At 68.0% G+C, this 19,355-nt stretch carries 17 protein-coding genes; 11 read left to right on the forward strand and 6 right to left on the reverse strand.

Annotation, left to right across the window (positions count from 1 at the left end; all coding sequences use genetic code 11):
- The first annotated feature begins 19 nt into the window (after positions 1–19).
- The 8 genes from ACNUDN_RS12810 to ppc all read left to right on the forward strand — a co-directional run bounded on the left by ACNUDN_RS12810 (position 20) and on the right by ppc (position 9,197).
- The gene (locus ACNUDN_RS12810) at positions 20–1,054 is read left to right on the forward strand and encodes a gluconeogenesis factor YvcK family protein (protein ID WP_419122293.1); all 1,035 of its coding nucleotides are present in this window, start codon (positions 20–22) and stop codon (positions 1,052–1,054) included.
- Positions 1,051–2,028: a DNA-binding protein WhiA gene (gene whiA, locus ACNUDN_RS12815; protein ID WP_419125138.1), complete on the forward strand. Its 978-nt coding sequence runs from the start codon at positions 1,051–1,053 to the stop codon at positions 2,026–2,028. The genes ACNUDN_RS12810 and whiA overlap by 4 nt, the downstream gene beginning before the upstream one ends.
- 97 nt (positions 2,029–2,125) lie before the next feature.
- Positions 2,126–2,839, forward strand: coding sequence for an ABC transporter substrate-binding protein (locus tag ACNUDN_RS12820; RefSeq protein ID WP_419122294.1), 714 nt, complete (start codon positions 2,126–2,128; stop codon positions 2,837–2,839).
- Positions 2,840–2,954: 115 nt separating this feature from the next.
- Complete coding sequence (gene gap / locus ACNUDN_RS12825) at positions 2,955–3,977, forward strand: type I glyceraldehyde-3-phosphate dehydrogenase (protein WP_419122295.1); 1,023 nt, start codon at positions 2,955–2,957, stop codon at positions 3,975–3,977.
- 39 nt (positions 3,978–4,016) lie between these two features.
- Positions 4,017–5,228 (forward strand): phosphoglycerate kinase, encoded by a 1,212-nt coding sequence (locus ACNUDN_RS12830; RefSeq protein WP_419122296.1) that lies wholly within the window; start codon positions 4,017–4,019, stop codon positions 5,226–5,228.
- A 14-nt stretch (positions 5,229–5,242) separates the two neighbouring features.
- On the forward strand, positions 5,243–6,028 hold the full coding sequence (tpiA, locus tag ACNUDN_RS12835) for a triose-phosphate isomerase (protein ID WP_419122297.1): 786 nt from the start codon (positions 5,243–5,245) through the stop codon (positions 6,026–6,028).
- 30 nt (positions 6,029–6,058) lie between these two features.
- Positions 6,059–6,292, forward strand: a complete 234-nt coding sequence (secG, locus tag ACNUDN_RS12840; RefSeq protein WP_419122298.1) for a preprotein translocase subunit SecG — start codon at positions 6,059–6,061, stop codon at positions 6,290–6,292.
- A 91-nt stretch (positions 6,293–6,383) separates the two neighbouring features.
- Positions 6,384–9,197, forward strand: coding sequence for a phosphoenolpyruvate carboxylase (gene ppc, locus ACNUDN_RS12845; RefSeq protein WP_419122299.1), 2,814 nt, complete (start codon positions 6,384–6,386; stop codon positions 9,195–9,197).
- A 22-nt stretch (positions 9,198–9,219) separates the two neighbouring features.
- Here the strand turns inward: ppc and ACNUDN_RS12850 are convergent, their stop codons facing one another.
- Complete coding sequence (locus tag ACNUDN_RS12850; RefSeq protein ID WP_419122300.1) at positions 9,220–9,591, reverse strand: ATPase; 372 nt, start codon at positions 9,589–9,591, stop codon at positions 9,220–9,222.
- A 321-nt stretch (positions 9,592–9,912) separates the two neighbouring features.
- Here ACNUDN_RS12850 and ACNUDN_RS12855 point away from each other — a divergent pair, with 321 nt between their 5' ends.
- From ACNUDN_RS12855 to ACNUDN_RS12865, 3 genes are read left to right on the forward strand one after another with little or no spacing between them, the layout of a single operon-like run.
- Positions 9,913–10,662: a (Fe-S)-binding protein gene (locus ACNUDN_RS12855; RefSeq protein ID WP_419122302.1), complete on the forward strand. Its 750-nt coding sequence runs from the start codon at positions 9,913–9,915 to the stop codon at positions 10,660–10,662.
- Positions 10,659–12,146 carry a lactate utilization protein B gene (locus tag ACNUDN_RS12860; protein WP_419122303.1) on the forward strand — a complete coding sequence of 496 codons (1,488 nt, stop codon included), beginning with the start codon at positions 10,659–10,661 and terminating at the stop codon, positions 12,144–12,146. Before ACNUDN_RS12855 ends, ACNUDN_RS12860 begins: the two co-directional genes overlap by 4 nt.
- On the forward strand, positions 12,139–12,753 hold the full coding sequence (locus ACNUDN_RS12865; protein ID WP_419122304.1) for a LutC/YkgG family protein: 615 nt from the start codon (positions 12,139–12,141) through the stop codon (positions 12,751–12,753). Before ACNUDN_RS12860 ends, ACNUDN_RS12865 begins: the two co-directional genes overlap by 8 nt.
- A gap of 18 nt (positions 12,754–12,771) precedes the next feature.
- On the opposite strand, the gene pgl is transcribed toward ACNUDN_RS12865, so the two are convergent.
- The 5 genes from pgl to tkt all read right to left on the reverse strand — a co-directional run bounded on the left by pgl (position 12,772) and on the right by tkt (position 19,260).
- Positions 12,772–13,506, reverse strand: a complete 735-nt coding sequence (gene pgl, locus ACNUDN_RS12870) for a 6-phosphogluconolactonase (RefSeq protein WP_419122305.1) — start codon at positions 13,504–13,506, stop codon at positions 12,772–12,774.
- Positions 13,503–14,414, reverse strand: a complete 912-nt coding sequence (gene opcA / locus ACNUDN_RS12875; protein ID WP_419125139.1) for a glucose-6-phosphate dehydrogenase assembly protein OpcA — start codon at positions 14,412–14,414, stop codon at positions 13,503–13,505. The genes pgl and opcA overlap by 4 nt, the downstream gene beginning before the upstream one ends.
- The gene (zwf, locus tag ACNUDN_RS12880; RefSeq protein ID WP_419125140.1) at positions 14,414–15,955 is read right to left on the reverse strand and encodes a glucose-6-phosphate dehydrogenase; all 1,542 of its coding nucleotides are present in this window, start codon (positions 15,953–15,955) and stop codon (positions 14,414–14,416) included. The genes opcA and zwf overlap by 1 nt, the downstream gene beginning before the upstream one ends.
- A 75-nt stretch (positions 15,956–16,030) precedes the next feature.
- Positions 16,031–17,146: a transaldolase gene (gene tal / locus ACNUDN_RS12885; protein ID WP_419122306.1), complete on the reverse strand. Its 1,116-nt coding sequence runs from the start codon at positions 17,144–17,146 to the stop codon at positions 16,031–16,033.
- Between the two features lie 23 nt (positions 17,147–17,169).
- Complete coding sequence (gene tkt / locus ACNUDN_RS12890; protein ID WP_419122307.1) at positions 17,170–19,260, reverse strand: transketolase; 2,091 nt, start codon at positions 19,258–19,260, stop codon at positions 17,170–17,172.
- Between the last annotated feature and the right edge of the window lie 95 nt (positions 19,261–19,355).

The following is a 19,355-nucleotide window of genomic DNA, read 5'->3' on the forward strand; positions in this document are numbered from 1 at the left end:
GCGCGCGCGAGGAGGACAGATGAGCCCACGCATCGTCGCGCTCGGCGGCGGGCACGGTCTGTACGCGACCCTGTCGGCGGCGCGCCGGCTCACCCCGCACGTGACCGCGGTGGTCACCGTCGCCGACGACGGCGGATCGTCGGGTCGGCTGCGCGGCGAACTCGACGTGGTGCCGCCCGGTGATCTGCGAATGGCATTGGCCGCGTTGGCTTCCGACAGTCCGCATGGCCGGCTGTGGGCGACCATCATCCAACATCGCTTCGGCGGCAGCGGGGCGTTGGCCGGCCACCCGATCGGCAATCTGATCCTCGCCGGCCTCAACGAGGTGCTCGCCGATCCGGTGGCTGCTCTCGACGAGCTCGGACGCATTCTCGGCGTCAAGGGCCGGGTGCTGCCGATGTGCCCGGTCGGTCTCGGCATCGAGGCCGACGTGGTCGGATTGGAGTCCGACCCGCGGGTCAGCCGGGCGATCCGAGGGCAGGTCGCGATCGCCACGACCGTGGGGAAGGTTCGCCGGGTGCGGCTGTTGCCGGCCGATCCGCCGGCCACCCATCAGGCCGTCGACGCGATCATGAACGCCGATCTGGTGGTCCTCGGCCCTGGGTCGTGGTTCACCAGCGTGATCCCCCACGTTCTGGTGCCCCAACTGGTCGCGGCGCTGCAGGCCACCACCGCACGGCGTGCGCTGGTGCTGAATCTGGTGGCCGAGCCGGGGGAGACGGCCGGCTTCTCGGTCGAGCGTCATATCCACGTGCTGGCACAGCATGCGCCGGGATTCACCGTGCATGACATCATCGTCGACTCGGCCCGGGTGCCCAGTGAGCGTGAGCGCGAACAGCTGCGCCGCACCGCCACCATCCTCGACGCCGACGTGGAGTTTGCTGACGTATCCAGACCTGGTACACCTTTACATGACCCGGCGAGGCTGGCCGCGGCGTTGGAGGGGGTTCGCAAGCGCGGTATGGCGCCCGACGGCACGAAGCAGGGCTTTTCGCAGCCGACCGTGCCCACCCCGACAGTGAACGGACCGAGAGGTGACGACCCGTGGCGATGACAGCCGAGGTCAAGGATGAGCTCAGCCGGTTGGTGGTCAACTCGGTGAGCGCGCGTCGCGCCGAGGTGGCCTCGCTTTTGCGTTTCGCCGGCGGGCTGCACATCGTGTCCGGCCGGGTCGTGGTGGAAGCGGAGGTCGATCTGGGCATCATCGCGCGCCGGCTGCGTAAGGACATCTACGACCTGTACGGCTACAACGCGGTGGTCCATGTTCTGTCGGCCAGCGGCATCCGCAAGAGCACGCGCTACGTGGTCCGGGTGGCCAAGGACGGTGAAGCCTTGGCGCGGCAGACCGGGCTACTCGACCTGCGTGGACGGCCGGTGCGAGGACTGCCTGCACAGGTGGTCGGTGGAAGCGTCGCGGATGCCGAAGCCGCCTGGCGCGGAGCGTTTTTGGCCCACGGATCGCTCACCGAGCCGGGTCGTTCCTCGGCGCTTGAGGTGAGCTGCCCGGGGCCGGAGGCGGCGCTGGCGCTGGTCGGGGCGGCCCGTCGGCTCGGCGTGAGCGCCAAAGCCCGGGAAGTGCGCGGCAGTGACCGCGTCGTGGTCCGCGACGGTGAGGCCATCGGTGCCTTGCTCACCCGGATGGGCGCCCAGGACACCCGGTTGACATGGGAAGAGCGTCGGATGCGACGTGAAGTGCGCGCCACCGCCAACCGGCTCGCCAACTTCGACGACGCCAATCTGCGGCGTTCGGCGCGTGCCGCCGTCGCCGCGGCCGCCCGGGTGGAACGCGCACTGGAGATCCTGGGCGACACCGTGCCCGACCACCTCGCCGCCGCAGGCAGTCTGCGCGTCGCGCACCGGCAGGCTTCCCTGGAGGAGCTCGGTCGGCTCGCCGACCCGCCCATGACCAAAGACGCTGTGGCCGGCCGCATCCGGCGCCTGCTCTCGATGGCCGATCGCAAGGCCAAACTGGACGGCATCCCGGACACCGAGTCGGCCGTCACCCCGGACCTGCTCGAAGACGCCTGATCGGGGGCCGCGGGTTTCAGCCGGCAGCGTATCGAGCGCCGTGCGGTTGTCACCCGGACGGTCATGGACCGAGGACGCCTTCTATACCGTGGTCGGCATGAGTGTTCTACGGGTCGGGGTGGCCTATCCGGACCCGCCCTTCACTGCGATGCCCGGGCAGACGGGGCTGGACATCGACGTGATGACGGCACTCGCGGACGCCCTCTCCGAGGACGTCGAGTTCGTTCCCTACGACGGGGCGGACTTCGAGGGGATCTTCGACCGACTCGCCGCCGGCGACTACGACTGCGTGATCGCCGGAATAACGGTGACCCCGGAACGGGAACGCAAGGCGGCCTTCCTGCCGCCCTACCTGATCTCCGGGCAGGCGCTGGCGGTCGACACCGCCCGCCTGCCTGAGGTCCGGTCGGTCGACGATCTGGCGGGTCGCACGATAGGGGTGCAGCGCGGCACCACCGGTGAGCCGGTCGCCGAGGAGTTGGTCGGTGCCGGCAAGGCTGCGCGTGTCCGGGTCTACGACTACGGGGCGGTGACGACGGCGATCGCCGATCTGCTCACCGGTGGCTGCGACGCAGTCCTGACACTGGCGCCGGTGCTCACCGAACTCGTCCGGCAGGTGCCCGGAGTCGAGGTGGTGCAGCGGGGCCTGTCGGTGGAGGACATCGCCATCGCGGTGAACCCCGCCGACCAGCAGCTGCTGGCGCGACTTCAGGTCGCCCAAGCCGAACTGGAGGAGGACGGCACACTGCAGCGGATCCGCCGAGGATGGCTGGGCAGCCCGTATGTCGACCAGAGTCTGGGAATGCTCTGACATCGCCCCAGGGGCGACCGCGCGCAGCGGTGCGGTGAACCACTAGGCTGATTGCCGAGCAGTCGACGGCGCAGTTCAACGATCGAGCAGTTCAAGGAATGCAGAGGAGAGACACGTGACGATCCGGGTAGGCGTGAACGGCTTCGGTCGTATCGGGCGCAACTTCTTCCGCGCACTGGATGCGCAGAAGGCCGAAGGCAAGAACACCGACATCGAGATCATCGCGGTCAATGACCTCACCGACAACGCCGCTCTGGCGCACCTGCTGAAGTTCGACTCGATCCTGGGCCGGCTGCCCTACGACGTCAGCCTCGAAGGCGAGGACACCATCGTCGTCGGCGACACCAAGATCAAGGCCCTCGAAGTCAAGGAAGGCCCAGCCGCCCTGCCTTGGGGCGACCTCGGCGTCGACGTCGTGGTCGAGTCCACCGGCATCTTCACCAAGCGCGACAAGGCCCAGGGTCACCTCGACGCCGGCGCCAAGAAGGTCATCATCTCCGCGCCGGCCACCGACGAGGACATCACGATCGTGCTCGGCGTCAACGACGACAAGTACGACGGCAGCCAGAACATCATCTCCAACGCGTCGTGCACCACGAACTGCCTCGGCCCGCTGGCCAAGGTGATCAACGACGAGTTCGGCATCGTCAAGGGTCTGATGACGACGATCCACGCGTACACCCAGGACCAGAACCTGCAGGACGGCCCGCACAAGGATCTGCGCCGCGCCCGTGCCGCCGCCATCAACATCGTGCCGACCTCCACCGGCGCCGCCAAAGCCATCGGGCTGGTGCTGCCCGAACTCAAGGGCAAGCTCGACGGCTACGCGCTGCGGGTACCGATCCCCACCGGGTCGGTCACCGATCTGACCGCCGAGCTGGGCAAGTCGGCGACCGTCGATGAGATCAACGCCGCCATGAAGGCTGCCGCCGACGGGCCGCTGAAGGGCATCCTCAAGTACTACGACGCACCGATCGTGTCCAGCGACATCGTCACCGATCCGCATAGCTCGCTCTACGATGCGGGCCTGACCAAGGTCATCGACAACCAGGCCAAGGTGGTCTCCTGGTATGACAACGAGTGGGGCTACTCCAACCGTCTGGTCGACCTGGTCGGCCTGGTCGGCAAGTCGCTGTAGACCGCGGCCGGCGCGAAGCGACGGGAGAACAACAGCGCGATGGGCATCAAGTCACTCGACGATCTTCTCGCCGAAGGGGTGACGGGGCGGGGCGTGTTGGTGCGCTCGGACCTGAACGTCCCCCTCGACGGTGAGACCATCACCGATCCCGGGCGCATCATCGCCTCGGTGCCGACCCTGAAGGCGTTGAGCGACGCCGGCGCCAAGGTTGTCGTCACCGCCCACCTCGGCAGGCCCAAGGGCGAGCCGGACCCCAAGTTCTCCCTGGCTCCGGTCGCCGCGGCGCTGGGCGAGAAGCTCGGCCGGCACGTGCAGCTGGCCGGCGATGTGGTCGGCAGCGACGCGCTGGCCCGCTCGGAGGGCTTGACCGACGGCGACATCCTGCTGTTGGAGAACATCCGCTTCGACCCGCGCGAGACCAGCAAGGACGACGCCGAGCGACTCGGTCTGGCTCGCGCGCTGGTCGAGCTCGTCGGCGATGACGGGGCGTTCGTGTCCGACGGATTCGGGGTGGTGCATCGCAAACAGGCGTCGGTCTACGACGTCGCGACCCTGCTGCCGCACTACGCGGGCCGGCTGGTCGACACCGAGGTCAAGGTGCTCGCACAGCTGACCGAATCCACCGAGCGTCCCTACGCCGTGGTGCTGGGCGGGTCGAAGGTGTCCGACAAGCTGGCCGTGATCGAGAACTTGGCCACCAAGGCCGACAGCCTGGTCATCGGCGGTGGCATGTGCTTCACTTTCCTTGCCGCGCAAGGGCTTTCCGTGGGCAGCTCGTTGCTCGAGGAAAGTATGATCGACACCTGCCGCAAGCTGCTCAACGACTACGGCGACGTGCTGCACCTGCCGGTCGACATCGTGGTCGCCGAGAAGTTCTCGGCCGACTCGCCGGCCGAGACCGTCGCCGCAGACAAGATCCCGGACGCCAAGATGGGCCTCGACATCGGACCGGAATCGGTCAAGCGGTTCACCGCATTGCTGTCCAACGCCAAGACCATCTTCTGGAACGGCCCGATGGGGGTGTTCGAGTTCCCGGCGTTCGCCGCCGGCACCAAGGGAGTGGCCGAGGCCATCATCGGCGCCACCGGCAAGGGCGCGTTCAGCGTCGTCGGCGGCGGGGACTCGGCCGCCGCGGTGCGGCAGCTCGGACTGCCCGAGGACGGTTTCTCCCATATTTCCACCGGCGGCGGTGCGTCGCTGGAATACCTTGAGGGCAAAGAGCTGCCCGGTATCAAGATCCTGTCGTCCTGAACGAGGAGACCTACGTGTCGCGTACGCCGTTGATCGCCGGCAACTGGAAGATGAACCTGAACCACTTCGAGGCGATTGCGCTGGTACAGAAGATCGCATTCTCGTTGCCGGACAAGTACTTCGACAAGGTCGATGTGACCGTCATCCCGCCGTTCACCGATCTGCGCAGTGTGCAGACCCTGGTCGACGGTGACAAGCTGCGGCTGACCTACGGTGCCCAGGACGTGTCCCGCCACGACTCCGGCGCCTATACCGGCGAGATCAGCGGTGCGTTCCTGGCCAAACTGGGCTGCACGTTCGCCGTCGTCGGCCACTCCGAGCGGCGTACCTACCACCATGAGGACGACGCTCTGGTCGCGGCCAAGGCCGCGGCAGCGTTCAAGCACGGGCTCACGCCGATCATCTGCATCGGGGAGCACCTCGACGTCCGTGAGGCCGGCAACCACGTCGAGTACAACGTCAACCAGCTGCGCGGCTCCCTGGCGGGGTTGTCGGCCGAGCAGATCGGCCGGGCGGTCATCGCCTACGAGCCGGTGTGGGCGATCGGCACCGGCCGGGTGGCCAGTGCCGCGGATGCGCAGGAAGTATGCAAGGCCATCCGGGAGGAACTCGGCAACCTGGCCTCACCGGAGCTCGCCGCCGGGGTGCGGGTGCTCTACGGTGGTTCGGTGAACGCCAAGAACGTCGGCGAGATCGTCGGCCAACCCGATGTCGACGGCGCCCTGGTGGGTGGTGCGTCGCTGGATGCCGAGCAGTTCGCGACGCTGTCGGCGATCGCCGCGGGCGGACCGCTGCCGTAGCCACCGGCTTCCTTCGGTAAACTCACCCCCATGCAAACCGCCCTGCAGATCATCCTGGTCGTGACCAGCGTGTTGGTCGTCCTCCTGGTTCTGCTGCATCGTGCCAAGGGCGGCGGTCTGTCCAGCCTGTTCGGTGGCGGGGTGCAGTCCAGCCTGTCCGGCTCCACCGTGGTGGAGAAGAACCTCGACCGGTTGACCCTGTTCGTCACCGGGATCTGGGTCGTCTGCATCGTCGGCATGGCGTTGCAGATCAAGTACGGCTGACCTGAGGATCCGCCCGACCACCTGACGATCCGCCCGACCGCATGACCCGCCTCGGTCTGCGGCCACCTCGGGCAGCGGAGATAATCTATCGATGCCCCAGACTTCCGATGCGCCCGACAGCATGCTCGAACCCATCGGCTCGGTGCATCGCACCCAGGTGGGCCGGGAAGCCAGCGAGCCGATGCGCGAGGACATCCGGCTGCTGGGAGCGATTCTCGGCGACACGGTCCGCGAACAGAACGGCGACGACGTCTTCGATCTCGTCGAGCGCGCCCGGGTGGAGGCGTTCCGGGTGCGGCGCTCCGAGATCGACCGTGCCGACATGGCCAAGCTGTTCGACGGTGTGGACGTCGAACTCGCGATTCCGGTGATCCGGGCGTTCACCCACTTCGCCCTGCTCGCCAACGTCGCCGAGGACATCCACCGGGAACGCCGCCGCGCCGTGCACGAGGCCGCCGGTGAACCCCCGCAGGACAGCAGCCTTGCGGCCACCTATCTCAAGCTCGACGGCGCCGCACTGGATGCCGCCGACGTCGCCGAAGCGCTGGTGGGGGCGGTGGTGTCCCCGGTCATCACCGCGCACCCCACCGAGACCAGGCGCCGCACCGTATTCGACACCCAGCACCGCATCACCGAGCTGATGAGGCTGCGGCTGCACGGTCACAACACCACCGCAGACGGCGGCGACATCGACCGCGAGTTGCGCCGTCACATCCTCACGTTGTGGCAGACCGCGCTGATCCGGTTGTCTCGGTTGAAGATCCAGGACGAGATCGAGACCGGTCTGCGCTACTACGCGGCGGCGTTCCTGGAGGTCATCCCGCAGGTCAACGCCGAGGTGCGCTCGGCGCTGCAGGCGCGGTGGCCGGATGCCGGCATCCTCGACGATCCGATCCTGCGACCCGGCTCCTGGATCGGTGGCGACCGCGACGGCAATCCGAATGTCACCGCCGAGGTGGTCCGGCTGGCGACCGGCAGCGCGGCGTACACCGCGTTCGCGCACTACTTCGCCGAGCTCACCGCACTCGAGCAGGAACTGTCGATGTCGGTGCGGCTGGTCCACGTCAGCGACGGGCTCGCCACGCTGGCCGACGCCTGCCACGAACCGGCCCGGGCCGACGAACCGTACCGGCGCGCGCTGCGCGTGGTCCACGCACGGCTGACCGCGACCGCGCGCCAGATTCTGGACCGGCAACCCGAGTACGAACTCGATCTGGGTATGGAGCCCTATGCGACACCTGCCGAGCTGCTGGGCGACCTCGACACCGTTGATACGTCGTTGCGGGCCAACGGCAGTGCGCTGCTGGCCGACGACCGGCTGGCCCGGCTGCGGGAAGCGGTGCGGGTGTTCGGGTTTCACCTGTCTGGGCTGGACATGCGGCAGAACTCCGATGTGCACGAGGAGGTCGTTGCGGAGTTGCTGGCGTGGGCGGGGGTGCATCCGGACTATGCGTCGCTGGGCGAATCGGAGCGGGTGGAGATCCTCGTCGCCGAACTGGCCACCCGCCGGCCGCTGACCGGCCCGGACGCCGACCTGTCCGAGCTGGCGCGCAAGGAACTCGACATCGTGGCGGCGGCCGCCCGCGCGGTGCACGTGTTCGGACCTCAGGCCGTTCCCAACTACATCATCTCGATGTGCCAGTCCGTCTCGGACATGCTCGAAGCGGCGATCCTGCTCAAGGAGGCCGGGCTGCTGGACGCCTCGCCGGAGCACCCCTACGCGCCCGTCGGAATCGTGCCGCTGTTCGAGACGATCGACGACCTGCAACGCGGATCGTCCATTTTGGAAGCGGCCCTTGATCTTCCGCTCTACCGGGCGGTTGTCGCCGCTCGCGGCGACAGCCAGGAGGTGATGCTCGGATACTCGGACTCCAACAAGGACGGCGGGTACCTGGCAGCCAACTGGGCGTTGTACCGTTCGGAGCTGGACCTGGTGGAGTCGGCACGCAAGACCGGAATTCGGTTGCGGCTGTTCCATGGTCGTGGCGGCACGGTCGGTCGTGGCGGCGGCCCCAGCTACGACGCGATCCTGGCCCAGCCGCCCGGCGCGGTCCAGGGCTCTCTGCGGATCACCGAACAAGGCGAGGTGATCGCCGCCAAGTACGCAGAGCCCAGGATCGCCCACCGCAATCTGGAGACACTGCTCGCGGCCACGCTGGAGGCCACCCTGCTCGACGTCGAAGGGCTCGGTGATGCGGCGAATCCGGCCTACCAGGTGCTCGACGACCTGGCGGCACGCGCACAGCGCGCCTATGCCGACCTCGTGCACGACACACCAGGTTTCGTCGAGTACTTCAAAGCCTCCACGCCGGTCAGCGAGATCGGCGCGCTCAACATCGGCAGCCGGCCCACCTCACGCAAACCGACCACCTCGATCTCCGACCTGAGGGCGATCCCGTGGGTGCTGGCCTGGAGCCAGTCGCGGGTGATGCTGCCGGGCTGGTACGGCACCGGAACCGCGTTCGCCGAGTACGTGGGGGAGGGGCCGGGCAGCGAAGAACGTCTGGGCGTGCTGCAGGACCTGTACCGCCGATGGCCGTTCTTCGCCACCGTGCTGTCCAATATGGCGCAGGTGCTGGCGAAATCGGATCTGGGCCTGGCCGCGCACTACGCCGAACTCGTCGAGGACGAGGCGCTACGGAGACGGGTGTTCGACAAGATCGTCGACGAACATGCCCGCACCATCCGCATGCACGAACTGATCACCGGCCAGGACGATCTACTCGCCGACAACCCGGCGCTGGCCCGGTCGGTGTTCAACCGGTTCCCGTACCTGGAACCGCTCAATCATCTTCAGGTGGAGCTGCTGCGCCGATACCGCAGCGGAGATGAGGACGAACTCGTCCAACGCGGCATCCTGCTCACCATGAGCGGGCTGGCCACCGCACTGCGCAACAGTGGCTAGTCGCCGCTGAGATCACCGGAGGTCACAGCCCCGTGCTGCGGCGGACCTTGTCCACCGCACCGCGGATCACCTGCTCGGTCGCCGTCAGCGGGGAGATCACCGACTCGCCGATACCGACGATGCGCTCCACCCGGCCGACGACCCCCTCCATCCGGTCGACGACCCCGTGCAGCCGGGGTGCGAGTTCGTTGATCTTGTTGATGGTGTCGTTGAACCGTTCCAGCGTCAGGTCCAGGTTGGCGGTCGAGCTGTTCAGGTCCTCCAGCGTCTCGCTGAGTCCTTCCAGGATGGTGTCCACCTGCTCGACGGTGACGTCGGCGTTGAGCGCCGCCTGGGCAAGTTTGCGGATCCGCTCGGGTCCGGTGCGTACCGGCCTGCCGCCTTTGTCTGCCATGACGCCAGTATGACCGGTGGCGGCCACCGCGCAGGTCACTGATCGCGCGCGTCGACCACCAGCTGGTGGGACCGCACCCGGGTGTGTGGCTCCCACACCGGGCGGGTCGGACGTTCGGCGACGGTGTCTGAGTCGGTCATAATGTGTCGACGGTAGTAGTGGTCTGACCGCAACAGGTCGCCACAGAGGGGTGGCAATGCACATGCCGGAACTCGCGCCCGTCGCCGACAGCCTCGGGGTGATCCCGTGGATCCTGGGCCTGCTGGTCGTACTGTGCCCACGTGTGGGTCTCCAGTCGACGCCACGGTCGCGGACGCTGCCGTGACGCGGCCCCGGGTAGCGTTGTTCGCGACCTGCTACAACGACGTCATGTGGCCGCAGACCCCGAAAGCCGTTGTGCGCCTTCTGCGCCGGCTCGGTTGCGACATCGAGTTCCCGGTCGAGCAGACGTGCTGCGGACAGATGTTCACCAACACCGGATATGCCGCTGAGGCCATCCCGGCAGTCCGCAACTTCGTCGCGACCTTCGCCGGCTACGACGCTGTGATCGCGCCGTCGGGCTCCTGCGTCGGCTCGGTGCGCCACCAGCACCGCGGTGTGGCCGCCCGGTCCGGCGATGCGGCGCTGCACGATGCCGTGGCCGAGGTGTCGCCGAGGGTCTACGAGCTCTCGGAGTATCTGATCGACGTCCTCGGCGTCACCGACGTGGGGGCGTACTTCCCGCACCGCGTCACCTACCACCCGACGTGCCACTCGCTGCGGATGCTGCATGTCGCCGACCGTCCGCTGACCCTGCTGAGAGCGGTGCGCGGAATCGACCTCGTCGAGCTGCCGCGCGCCGACCAGTGCTGCGGATTCGGCGGGACCTTCGCGGTGAAGAACGCCGACACCTCGGTGGCCATGGGTTCGGACAAGGCCAGGGCGGCTCAAGACACGGGTGCGGAAGTTCTGGTGGCCGGGGACAATTCCTGCTTGGCGCACATCGGTGGCCTGCTGTCGCGGCAGCGCAGCGGGATGCGGGTGATGCACCTGGCGGAGGTCCTGGCCGCGACCGGGGCCCGCACCGCATGAGCGGCCATCCCCATGTCGGCGTCACCGGCGAGTTCCTCGGCCTGCCGAAGTTCCCCGAGGCGGCCCGAGCCGCCCTCGCCAACTCGGTCCAGCGACGCAACCTCACCCACGCCACCGGAATCATCCGCGGAAAACGCGCCCGCGTCGTCGACGAGCTGGACAACTGGCAGCAGATGCGGGTGGCGGCCGCGGCCATCAAAGATGCGGCGTTGCATCGGCTCGACGAACACCTGGCGGCGTTCGAGGCCAACGCCACCGCTGCCGGTGCCGTGGTGCACTGGGCCCGCGACGCGCAGGAAGCCAACCGCATCGTGGTGGATCTGGTCCGGGCCGCCGGGGCCCGCGAGGTGGTCAAGGTCAAGTCGATGGCCACCCAGGAGATCGAACTCAACGAGGCGCTGGCCGCCGCCGGCATCGACGCGTGGGAGACCGACCTCGCCGAGCTCATCGTGCAGCTCGGCGGCGATTGGCCCAGCCACATCCTGGTGCCGGCGATCCACCGTAACCGTGCCGAGGTGCGGGAGATCTTCTTGCGCGAGATGGGGAAAGCGGGGCGGCCGGCGCCGGGTGACCTCACCGACGATCCCCGCCGGCTGGCCGAGGCGGCGCGACTGCATCTGCGGGAGAAGTTCCTGCGCGCCAAGGTGGCAGTCTCGGGTGCGAACTTCGCCATCGCCGACACCGGGAGCCTGGTCGTGGTCGAGTCGGAGGGCAACGGGCGGATGTGCCTGACCTTGCCCGAGACGCTGATCTCGGTGGTCGGCATCGAGAAGGTGCTGCCGTCGTGGCGCGATCTGGAGGTGATGCTGCAGGTGCTGCCGCGCAGCAGTACCGGCGAGCGGGAGAACCCCTACACCTCCATCTGGACCGGCGTGTCCGACGGTGACGGTCCCCGACATGTGCACATCGTCTTGCTGGACAACGGCCGTACACGGGTGCTCGCCGACGTCGAGGGCCGGGATGCGCTGCGCTGCATTCGGTGTTCGGCATGCCTGAACGTGTGCCCGGTGTACGAACGCACCGGCGGTCATGCCTACGGATCGGTGTATCCCGGTCCGATCGGCGCGGTGCTGACACCACAGCTGCGCGGGACTTCCAGCGATGTCGACCGATCTCTGCCGTATGCCTCCAGTCTGTGCGGTGCGTGTTTCGACGTGTGCCCGGTCCGCATCGACATCCCGTCGATGTTGGTACACCTGCGCACCAGGGTGGTCGACGAAGACCGCGGCGGGCTGCCGTCCGCCGAACAGCTGACGATGAAGGTTGCCGGCTGGATACTGGCCGACCACCGCAGACTGCACGCCGCCGAGAAGGCTGTCGGCGTCGGCGCACACGTGTTGCGCAGGGTGATGGGTGGCAAGGAGACGATGCGGTCGCTACCGTGGCCGGCCGGAGCATGGTCGGACGCGCGAGACGCGCCGGTGCCGCCGACGGAGTCGTTCCGGTCGTGGTGGCAGCGCACGCAGGGTGGCGTCGATGAGTGAGGCACGCGATCAGATCCTCGGCCGGATCCGGGCGGCTCTACGCGACCGGCCCGCCGCCGTCGAGGTGCCATGGACTTACGGTGCCGTTGTCGGCACCGGCGATCTCGCGCCGGTCGAGCGGTTCCTGGAGCGCGTCGCCGACTACCGAGCCCGGGTCGAGCGGGTCGACGACGCCGGGCCTGCGATCGCCAGGGCGTCGGCCGGCTTGGGTCGGGTGCTGGCCGACGCCGCGGTGATCGAGGCGTGGCCCGGGTGCGCATGCTGGGTTGTCGACAACGACCTGACACCCTCCACCCTGGACACGGTGGACGCGGTGGTCACGACGGCGACGGTGGCGATCGCCAACACCGGCACCATCGTGCTGTCCCATGGCGCCGGACAGGGTCGGCGGGCGCTGAGCCTGGTTCCCGACGTGCATATCTGCGTGGTGCGGGTGGACCAGATCGTCGACGATGTCCCCGCTGCGGTGGCGCGACTGATCGAGGCGGGGCTGCACGTCCGCCCGCTGACCTGGATCAGCGGTCCGAGCGCGACCAGCGACATCGAACTCGACCGTGTCGAGGGCGTGCACGGTCCCCGCACGCTGCACGTCATCGTCACCGACTGACCACGAGTGGCGCGTAGGTCAGAGCTTCGAGGCGGCGTCCTCGTCGAGAAGCCACACCGTGGCCTCGGTGCCCACGGCGCCGGCGGCGGGGATGTCGACGGGCTGCGCGCCGCCGACCGCGGCCGCGACCGCGTCTGCCTTCGCCGCGCCCGAAACCACCAGCCACACCTGGCGGGACCGGGTGATCGCGGGCAGCGTCAATGTGATCCGCCGAGGCGGCGGCTTCGGTGAGTCGGTGACTCCGACCACCAGCCGCTCGGTCTCGCGCACCGCCGCGGTGTCGGGGAACAGCGAGTTGACGTGGCCTTCCCCGCCCATACCCAACAGGTGGACGTCGAACTGCGGGGTCGGTTCTGCGCCGCCTGCCTCGATGAGTACCTGGGCGTACGCTTCGGCCGCCGCGTCCAGCGCGTCCCCGAACTCGCCGTCGCTGGGGGCCATCGCGTGCACGTTCGCCGCCGGGATGTCGACGTGGTCGAGCAGAGCTTCCCGGGCCTGCTTCTCGTTGCGCTCGTCGTCCTCGCGGGGCACGAACCGCTCGTCGCCCCAGTAGAGGTGAACCTTGGACCAGTCGATCTCGTCGCTGCGCTCACCTACCCGCCGGAGCAGGCCGACGCCCGTCCCGCCCCCGGTGAGCACCACGTGCGCCACCCCGCGGTTGCCGATCGCATCGGTGATCGTCTGTACCAGTCGGTCGCCGGCTGCGGTGACCAACTCCGAAGTATCCGAATAGGTTTCGATTGTCGGGGTCACTGGTAGACCACCTTGTCTAGTCCGGCAAGCGCTTCCCGGTAGATGTCGTCGGCGTCGAGGCGGCGGAGCTCTTCGGCCAGGCATTCGGGCACATCCCTGCGGCCCAGCGGCAGCAGGGCCACCGGTCGCGACGTGCGACTCAACGTCGCCGTCACGCCCTCCTGCGGCCGGCTGAGCGTCACCGTCTCGCTGGCCCGGTGCAACTCGACCTTCAACGTGCCCACCGCCCGCGTCACCGTGCCGTCGATGCGGCTGGCCAGCCAGCCGGCGAGGATGTCGAGGGCGGGCTCGGACTGCAGACCCGACACCACCGCCGACTCGATCGGCTCGTGCGGTGGTTCGTCGATCGCCGACGCCAGCAGGGCCCGCCAGTAGGTGATGCGGCTCCACGAGATGTCGGTGTCGCCGGGGGAGTAGCCGGGCAGGCGGCTTCTGATCGCCGTCAGGGGCTCGGCCGAACGGGTGGCGTCGGTGATGCGACGAACCGCCAACCTGCCCAACGCATCCTCGGACGGGATGCGGGGCGCCACCGTCGGCCACCACGCCACCACCGGGGTGTCGGGGAGCAGGAACGGCAGCACCACGCTGTCGGCGTGGTCGGCCAGGTCGCCGTGCAGTCGCAGCACCACGACCTCGCCGGCGCCGGCGTCGCGACCCACCCGCAGCTCGGCGTCCAGCCGCGACGCCGAGCTGTCCCGGTCACCGGGCAGGGCGACGATCACCCGACAGGGATGCTCGCGGCTGGCGAACGTCGCCGCCTCGACCGCACCCTCGAGAGTGTCCTCGTCGTCCACGGAGATCACCAGGGTGAGGACCCGGCCCAGCGTCAGTGCGCCGCCCTCTTCACGCAATCCGGTGATCTTCTTGTTGATCTCGTTGGTGGTGGTGTCCGACAGTTCGACGATCACTAGGGCCGCCTCCATTCCCGGTCCAGGCGGCGCACCATGTCGTTGGCCGACGGCGGGCCCCAGGTGCCGGACTCGTAGGGATCGAGGGCCGCCGACGTCCGGTCGTTGCGGGCCCAGTTCTCCAACACCGGGTCCAGGATCTCCCACGACAATTCGACCTCGGCGTTGACGGGGAACAGCGACGGCTCACCCAGCAGCACGTCGAGGATCAACCGTTCATAGGCCTCGGGCGAGTCTTCGGCGAAAGCCGACCCGTAGGAGAAGTCCATGTTGACATCGCGCACCTCCATCGCGCTGCCGGGCACCTTGGACCCGAACCGCATGGTGATGCCTTCGTCCGGCTGGATCCGCAACACCAGAGCGTTCTTACCCAGTTCCTCGGTCATGGTGCTGTCGAACGGCAGATGCGGTGCCCGTTTGAACACCAGCGCGACTTCGGTGACCCGACGGGCCAGCCGCTTTCCGGTGCGCAGGAAGAACGGCACCCCCGCCCAGCGCCGGGTGTCGACCTCCAGCGTGATCGCGGCGAAAGTCTCCGTCGTCGAGTCGTGCGCGAAACCGTCTTCCTCCAGGAGCCCCGGAACCTTCTCGCTGCCCTGCCAGCCCGCGGCGTACTGTCCGCGGGCGGTCGTCTGGTCCAGCGGTTGGAGCGGCCGCGTCGCCGAGAGCACCTTGATCTTCTCGGCCTGCAGCTCATGCGGGCTGAAGTTGACCGGCTCCTCCATCGCGGTCAGGGCCAGCAACTGGATCAGGTGATTCTGGATGACGTCGCGGGCCGCGCCGATGCCGTCGTAATAGCCGGCCCTGCCGCCCAATCCGATGTCCTCGGCCATGGTGATCTGGACGTGGTCGACGTAGTGCGAGTTCCAGATCGGCTCGTAGAGCGCGTTGGCGAAACGCAGCGCCAGGATGTTCTGCACCGTCTCCTTGCCGAGGTAGTGGTCGATACGGAACACCGACTCCTCGGGAAAGACGCTGTTGACCACCGCGTTGAGTTCGCGGGCGCTGTCCAGGTCATGACCGAACGGCTTCTCGATCACCACCCTGCTCCAGCTGTGGTCCTGCTGGCGCGCCAGCCCCGACTTCTGTAGCTGCTCGCACACCACCGGAAAGGCCTTGGGCGGAATCGACAGGTAGAACGCATGATTGCCGCCGGTGCCGCGTTCGGCATCCAGTTTGGCCAGCGTCTCGCTGAGCCGTTCGAAGGACGCGTCGTCGTCGAACGTGCCCTGAACGAAACGGAATCCCTCCGCGAGGCGGTCCCACACCTCTTGGCGAAACGGGGTGCGGGCGTGCTGCTTGACCGCCTCGTAGACCACCTGCCCGAAATCCTCGTCGGCCCAGTCCCGGCGCGCGAAGCCGACCAGTGCGAACGACGGGGGCAGCAGACCGCGGTTGGCGAGGTCATAGATCGCGGGCATCAGCTTCTTGCGGGCCAGGTCTCCGGTGACCCCGAAGATCACGACGCCGCACGGTCCCGCGATGCGGGGCATGCGCTTGTCGCGCTTGTCCCGCAGCGGGTTACGCCACGCCCGGCTCATCGTCGATTGCTCTTCATCCACGGCTCCTCGCGTAAGCGCTCGTCGCGGCGCAAACCATCATCGCGGCGGCCCGGATCATTTCTTCTCGTCGAGCTGGCCCTGGGTGGCGTCCAACAACTCCTGCCACGACTTCTCGAACTTGTCCACGCCCTCGTTCTCCAGGACCAGGAACACGTCGGTCAGATCGATGCCGACCGCGGCGAGCTGATCGAAGAGCTCCTGCGACTCGGACGCGCGTCCGGTGATGGTGTCACCGGTGACCACGCCGTGGTCGGCGACGGCGTCGATCGTCTTCTCCGGCATCGTGTTCACCGTGTTCGGCGCGACGAGCTCGGTGACGTAGAGGGTGTCGGAGTAGTCGGGGTTCTTGACCCCGGTCGACGCCCACAGCGGGCGCTGCACCCGGGCGCCGGACGACGACAAGGCCGAGAACCGCTCACCGCCGAGGAAGACCTCCTCGTAGGCGGCGTAAGCCAGCCGCGCGTTGGCGACGCCGGCCTTGCCGCGCAGAGCGAGCGCTTCCTCGCTGCCGATGTCCTCGAGCCGCTTGTCGATCTCGGTGTCCACCCGCGAGACGAAGAACGACGCTACCGAGTGGATCCGGGACAGATCGTGACCCGCCTCCTTGGCCTTCTCCAGCCCGGCGAGATAGGCGTCCATCACCGCGCGGTGTCGCTCGACCGAGAAGATCAGCGTGACGTTGACCGAGATTCCCTCGGCGAGAACCGCCGTGATCGCGGGCAGGCCTGCCTCGGTGGCGGGGATCTTGATCAGCAGGTTGGGCCGGTCGACGATCTTCCACAGCTCGATGGCCTGCAGGATCGTCTTGTCGGTGTCGTGTGCCAGTCGCGGATCCACCTCGATGGACACCCGGCCGTCCACCCCGTCGGACTGTTCGTAGGTCTTGGCGAGCACATCGCAGGCGTTGCGGACGTCGTCGGTGGTGACGGTCCGGATGGTGGCGTCCACGTCGGCGCCCCGGCTCGCGAGCTCGGCGACCTGGGCGTCGTAGGCGTTGCCCTTGGACAGGGCGGCCTGGAAGATCGACGGGTTGGTCGTCACGCCGACCACCGATTTGGAGTCGATGAGCTCCTGCAGGTTCCCGGTCTGCAACCGGTCGCGGGACAGATCGTCGAGCCACACCGATACACCGGCGGCCGACAGTGCCGCCAGATTCGCGTTCTGGGTCATGTCAATTCCTCGCTTGTCGCTGGCTAGTTCGCAATGCTGCGTTCCGCGGCGGCCACCACTGCTTCAGGGGTGAAACCGAACTCGCGGAACAACGTCTTGTCGTCGGCGGATTCGCCGTAGTGCTCGATGGAGACGATCTCGCCGGTGTCGCCGACGAGCTTGTACCAACTCTGCGCCACCGCCGCCTCGACGGCCACCCGCGCCGACACGTTCGGCGGCAGCACGCTGTCGCGGTACTCCTTGGGCTGGGATTCGAACCACTCGACACACGGCATGGACACCACGGCGGCCGTGACCCCCTTGTCGGCCAGTTGCTTTTTGGCCTCGACCGCGAGCTGCAGCTCGGAACCGGTGGCGATCAGCACCACATCGGCGCCCGTCGCGTCACCGCCGCCGAGCACATATCCGCCGCGCGCCACACCGTCGGCGTCGGTGCCTTCCAACACCGGGATGCCCTGACGGGTGAGGATGAAACCCACCGGACCGCTGCCGTTGCCGCGCGCGATGATGCTGCGCCACGCGTAGGCCGTCTCATTGGGGTCGCCCGGCCGCACCACCGACAGGTTCGGGATCGCGCGCAACGCGGCCAGGTGCTCGATCGGCTGGTGGGTGGGGCCGTCCTCGCCCAGTCCGATCGAGTCGTGGGTCCAGATGTAGATCGTGTCGATGTCCATCAGTGACGCCAGCCGCACCGCCGGGCGCATGTAATCCGAGAACTGCAGGAATGTGCCGCCGAACGCCCGGGTCGGACCGTGCAGCACGATGCCGGACAGGATCGAACCCATCGCATGCTCGCGGACACCGAAGTGCAGCACCCGGCCGTACCAGTCCGCGGTGAAGTCGTCGGTCGAGATCGACGGCGGCCCGAAGGACTTGACGCCCTTGATGGTGGTGTTGTTGCTGCCGGCGAGATCCGCCGAACCGCCCCAGAGTTCGGGGAGCTTCGGTGCGACGTCGTTGAGCACCTGACCGAACGCGGCGCGGGTGGCGACGGCCTTGGAGCCCGGCTCCCAGTGCGTGATGTCGGCGTCCCAGCCTTCGGGGAGTTCCTGGGCCAGCAGCCGGTCCAGCAGCTTCTTGCGCTCGGGCTCCCGTTGCGCCCATGCGTCGAAGTCCTGCTGCCATGCGTCGTGCGCCTCTTTGCCGCGGCCGACCAGCGCACGGGTGTGGGTGATGACGTCCTCGCTGACCTCGAAGGTCTTGTCCGGGTCGAAACCCAGGATCTTCTTGGTCGCCGCCACCTCGTCGTCGCCGAGCGCCGAACCGTGCACGCCGCCGGTGTTCATCTTGTTCGGGGCCGGATAGCCGATGATGGTGCGCAGCGCGATGAACGACGGTTTGTCGGTGACCTTCTTGGCCTCCGCGATGGCCTGCTCGATACCGACGACGTTCTCACCACCCTCGACTTCCTGCACATGCCAGCCGTACGCGCGGTAACGAGCGGCGACATCCTCCGACAACGCGATGTTGGTGTCGTGCTCGATCGAGATCTGGTTCTTGTCGTAGAAGACGATCAGGTTGCCGAGCTGCTGGGTGCCCGCCAGCGAGGACGCCTCGCTGGTCACGCCTTCCTCGATGTCGCCGTCGGAGGCGATGACGTAGATGTGGTGGTCGAACGGGCTGGTGCCGGGCGCGGCGTCCGGGTCGAACAGGCCGCGCTCGTAGCGGGCGGCCATCGCCATGCCGACCGCCGACGCCAGTCCCTGGCCCAGTGGACCGGTGGTGATCTCGACACCCAGGGTGTGACGGAACTCGGGGTGGCCCGGGGTCTTGGACTTGAACGTGCGCAGCGACTCGATGTCGGAGAGCTCGAGCCCGAAGCCACCCAGGTAGAGCTGGATGTACAGGGTCAGGCTGGAATGGCCGCAGGACAGCACGAAGCGGTCCCGGCCCAGCCAGTGCACGTCGTTGGGGTCGTGGCGCATCTGACGTTGGAACAGGGTGTAGGCCAGCGGGGCGAGGCTCATGGCGGTGCCCGGATGGCCGTTGCCGACCTTCTGCACGGCGTCGGCGGCCAGCACCCGGACGGTGTCGACCGCCCGTGAATCCAGGTCCGTCCAGTCGGCCGGATGGTTGGGTCGGGTGAGCGAAGAGATCTCTTCGAGCGTGGTCACGAGGCGTACTCCTAGGCTTGGCGGGGTTATCGTGTCCGCAACAACCACCCTAGTGGGGAACGCGCTGCCGACGCAGAGCTCATCCCGGTGCAGCC

The organism is Mycobacterium sp. smrl_JER01, assembly GCF_048513595.2.
Lineage (GTDB): Bacteria > Actinomycetota > Actinomycetes > Mycobacteriales > Mycobacteriaceae > Mycobacterium.

Bases quoted from the DNA above. Each gene is read 5' to 3' on its own strand.
- ACNUDN_RS12810 (WP_419122293.1), top strand. From the start codon at position 20: ATGAGCCCACGCATCGTCGCGCTCGGCGGCGGGCACGGTCTGTACGCG.
- whiA (WP_419125138.1), top strand. From the start codon at position 1,051: ATGACAGCCGAGGTCAAGGATGAGCTCAGCCGGTTGGTGGTCAACTCG.
- ACNUDN_RS12820 (WP_419122294.1), top strand. From the start codon at position 2,126: ATGAGTGTTCTACGGGTCGGGGTGGCCTATCCGGACCCGCCCTTCACT.
- ACNUDN_RS12830 (WP_419122296.1), top strand. From the start codon at position 4,017: ATGGGCATCAAGTCACTCGACGATCTTCTCGCCGAAGGGGTGACGGGG.
- secG (WP_419122298.1), top strand. From the start codon at position 6,059: ATGCAAACCGCCCTGCAGATCATCCTGGTCGTGACCAGCGTGTTGGTC.
- ppc (WP_419122299.1), top strand. From the start codon at position 6,384: ATGCCCCAGACTTCCGATGCGCCCGACAGCATGCTCGAACCCATCGGC.
- ACNUDN_RS12850 (WP_419122300.1), bottom strand. From the start codon at position 9,591: ATGGCAGACAAAGGCGGCAGGCCGGTACGCACCGGACCCGAGCGGATC.
- ACNUDN_RS12860 (WP_419122303.1), top strand. From the start codon at position 10,659: ATGAGCGGCCATCCCCATGTCGGCGTCACCGGCGAGTTCCTCGGCCTG.
- ACNUDN_RS12865 (WP_419122304.1), top strand. From the start codon at position 12,139: ATGAGTGAGGCACGCGATCAGATCCTCGGCCGGATCCGGGCGGCTCTA.
- zwf (WP_419125140.1), bottom strand. From the start codon at position 15,955: ATGAGCCGGGCGTGGCGTAACCCGCTGCGGGACAAGCGCGACAAGCGC.
- tal (WP_419122306.1), bottom strand. From the start codon at position 17,146: ATGACCCAGAACGCGAATCTGGCGGCACTGTCGGCCGCCGGTGTATCG.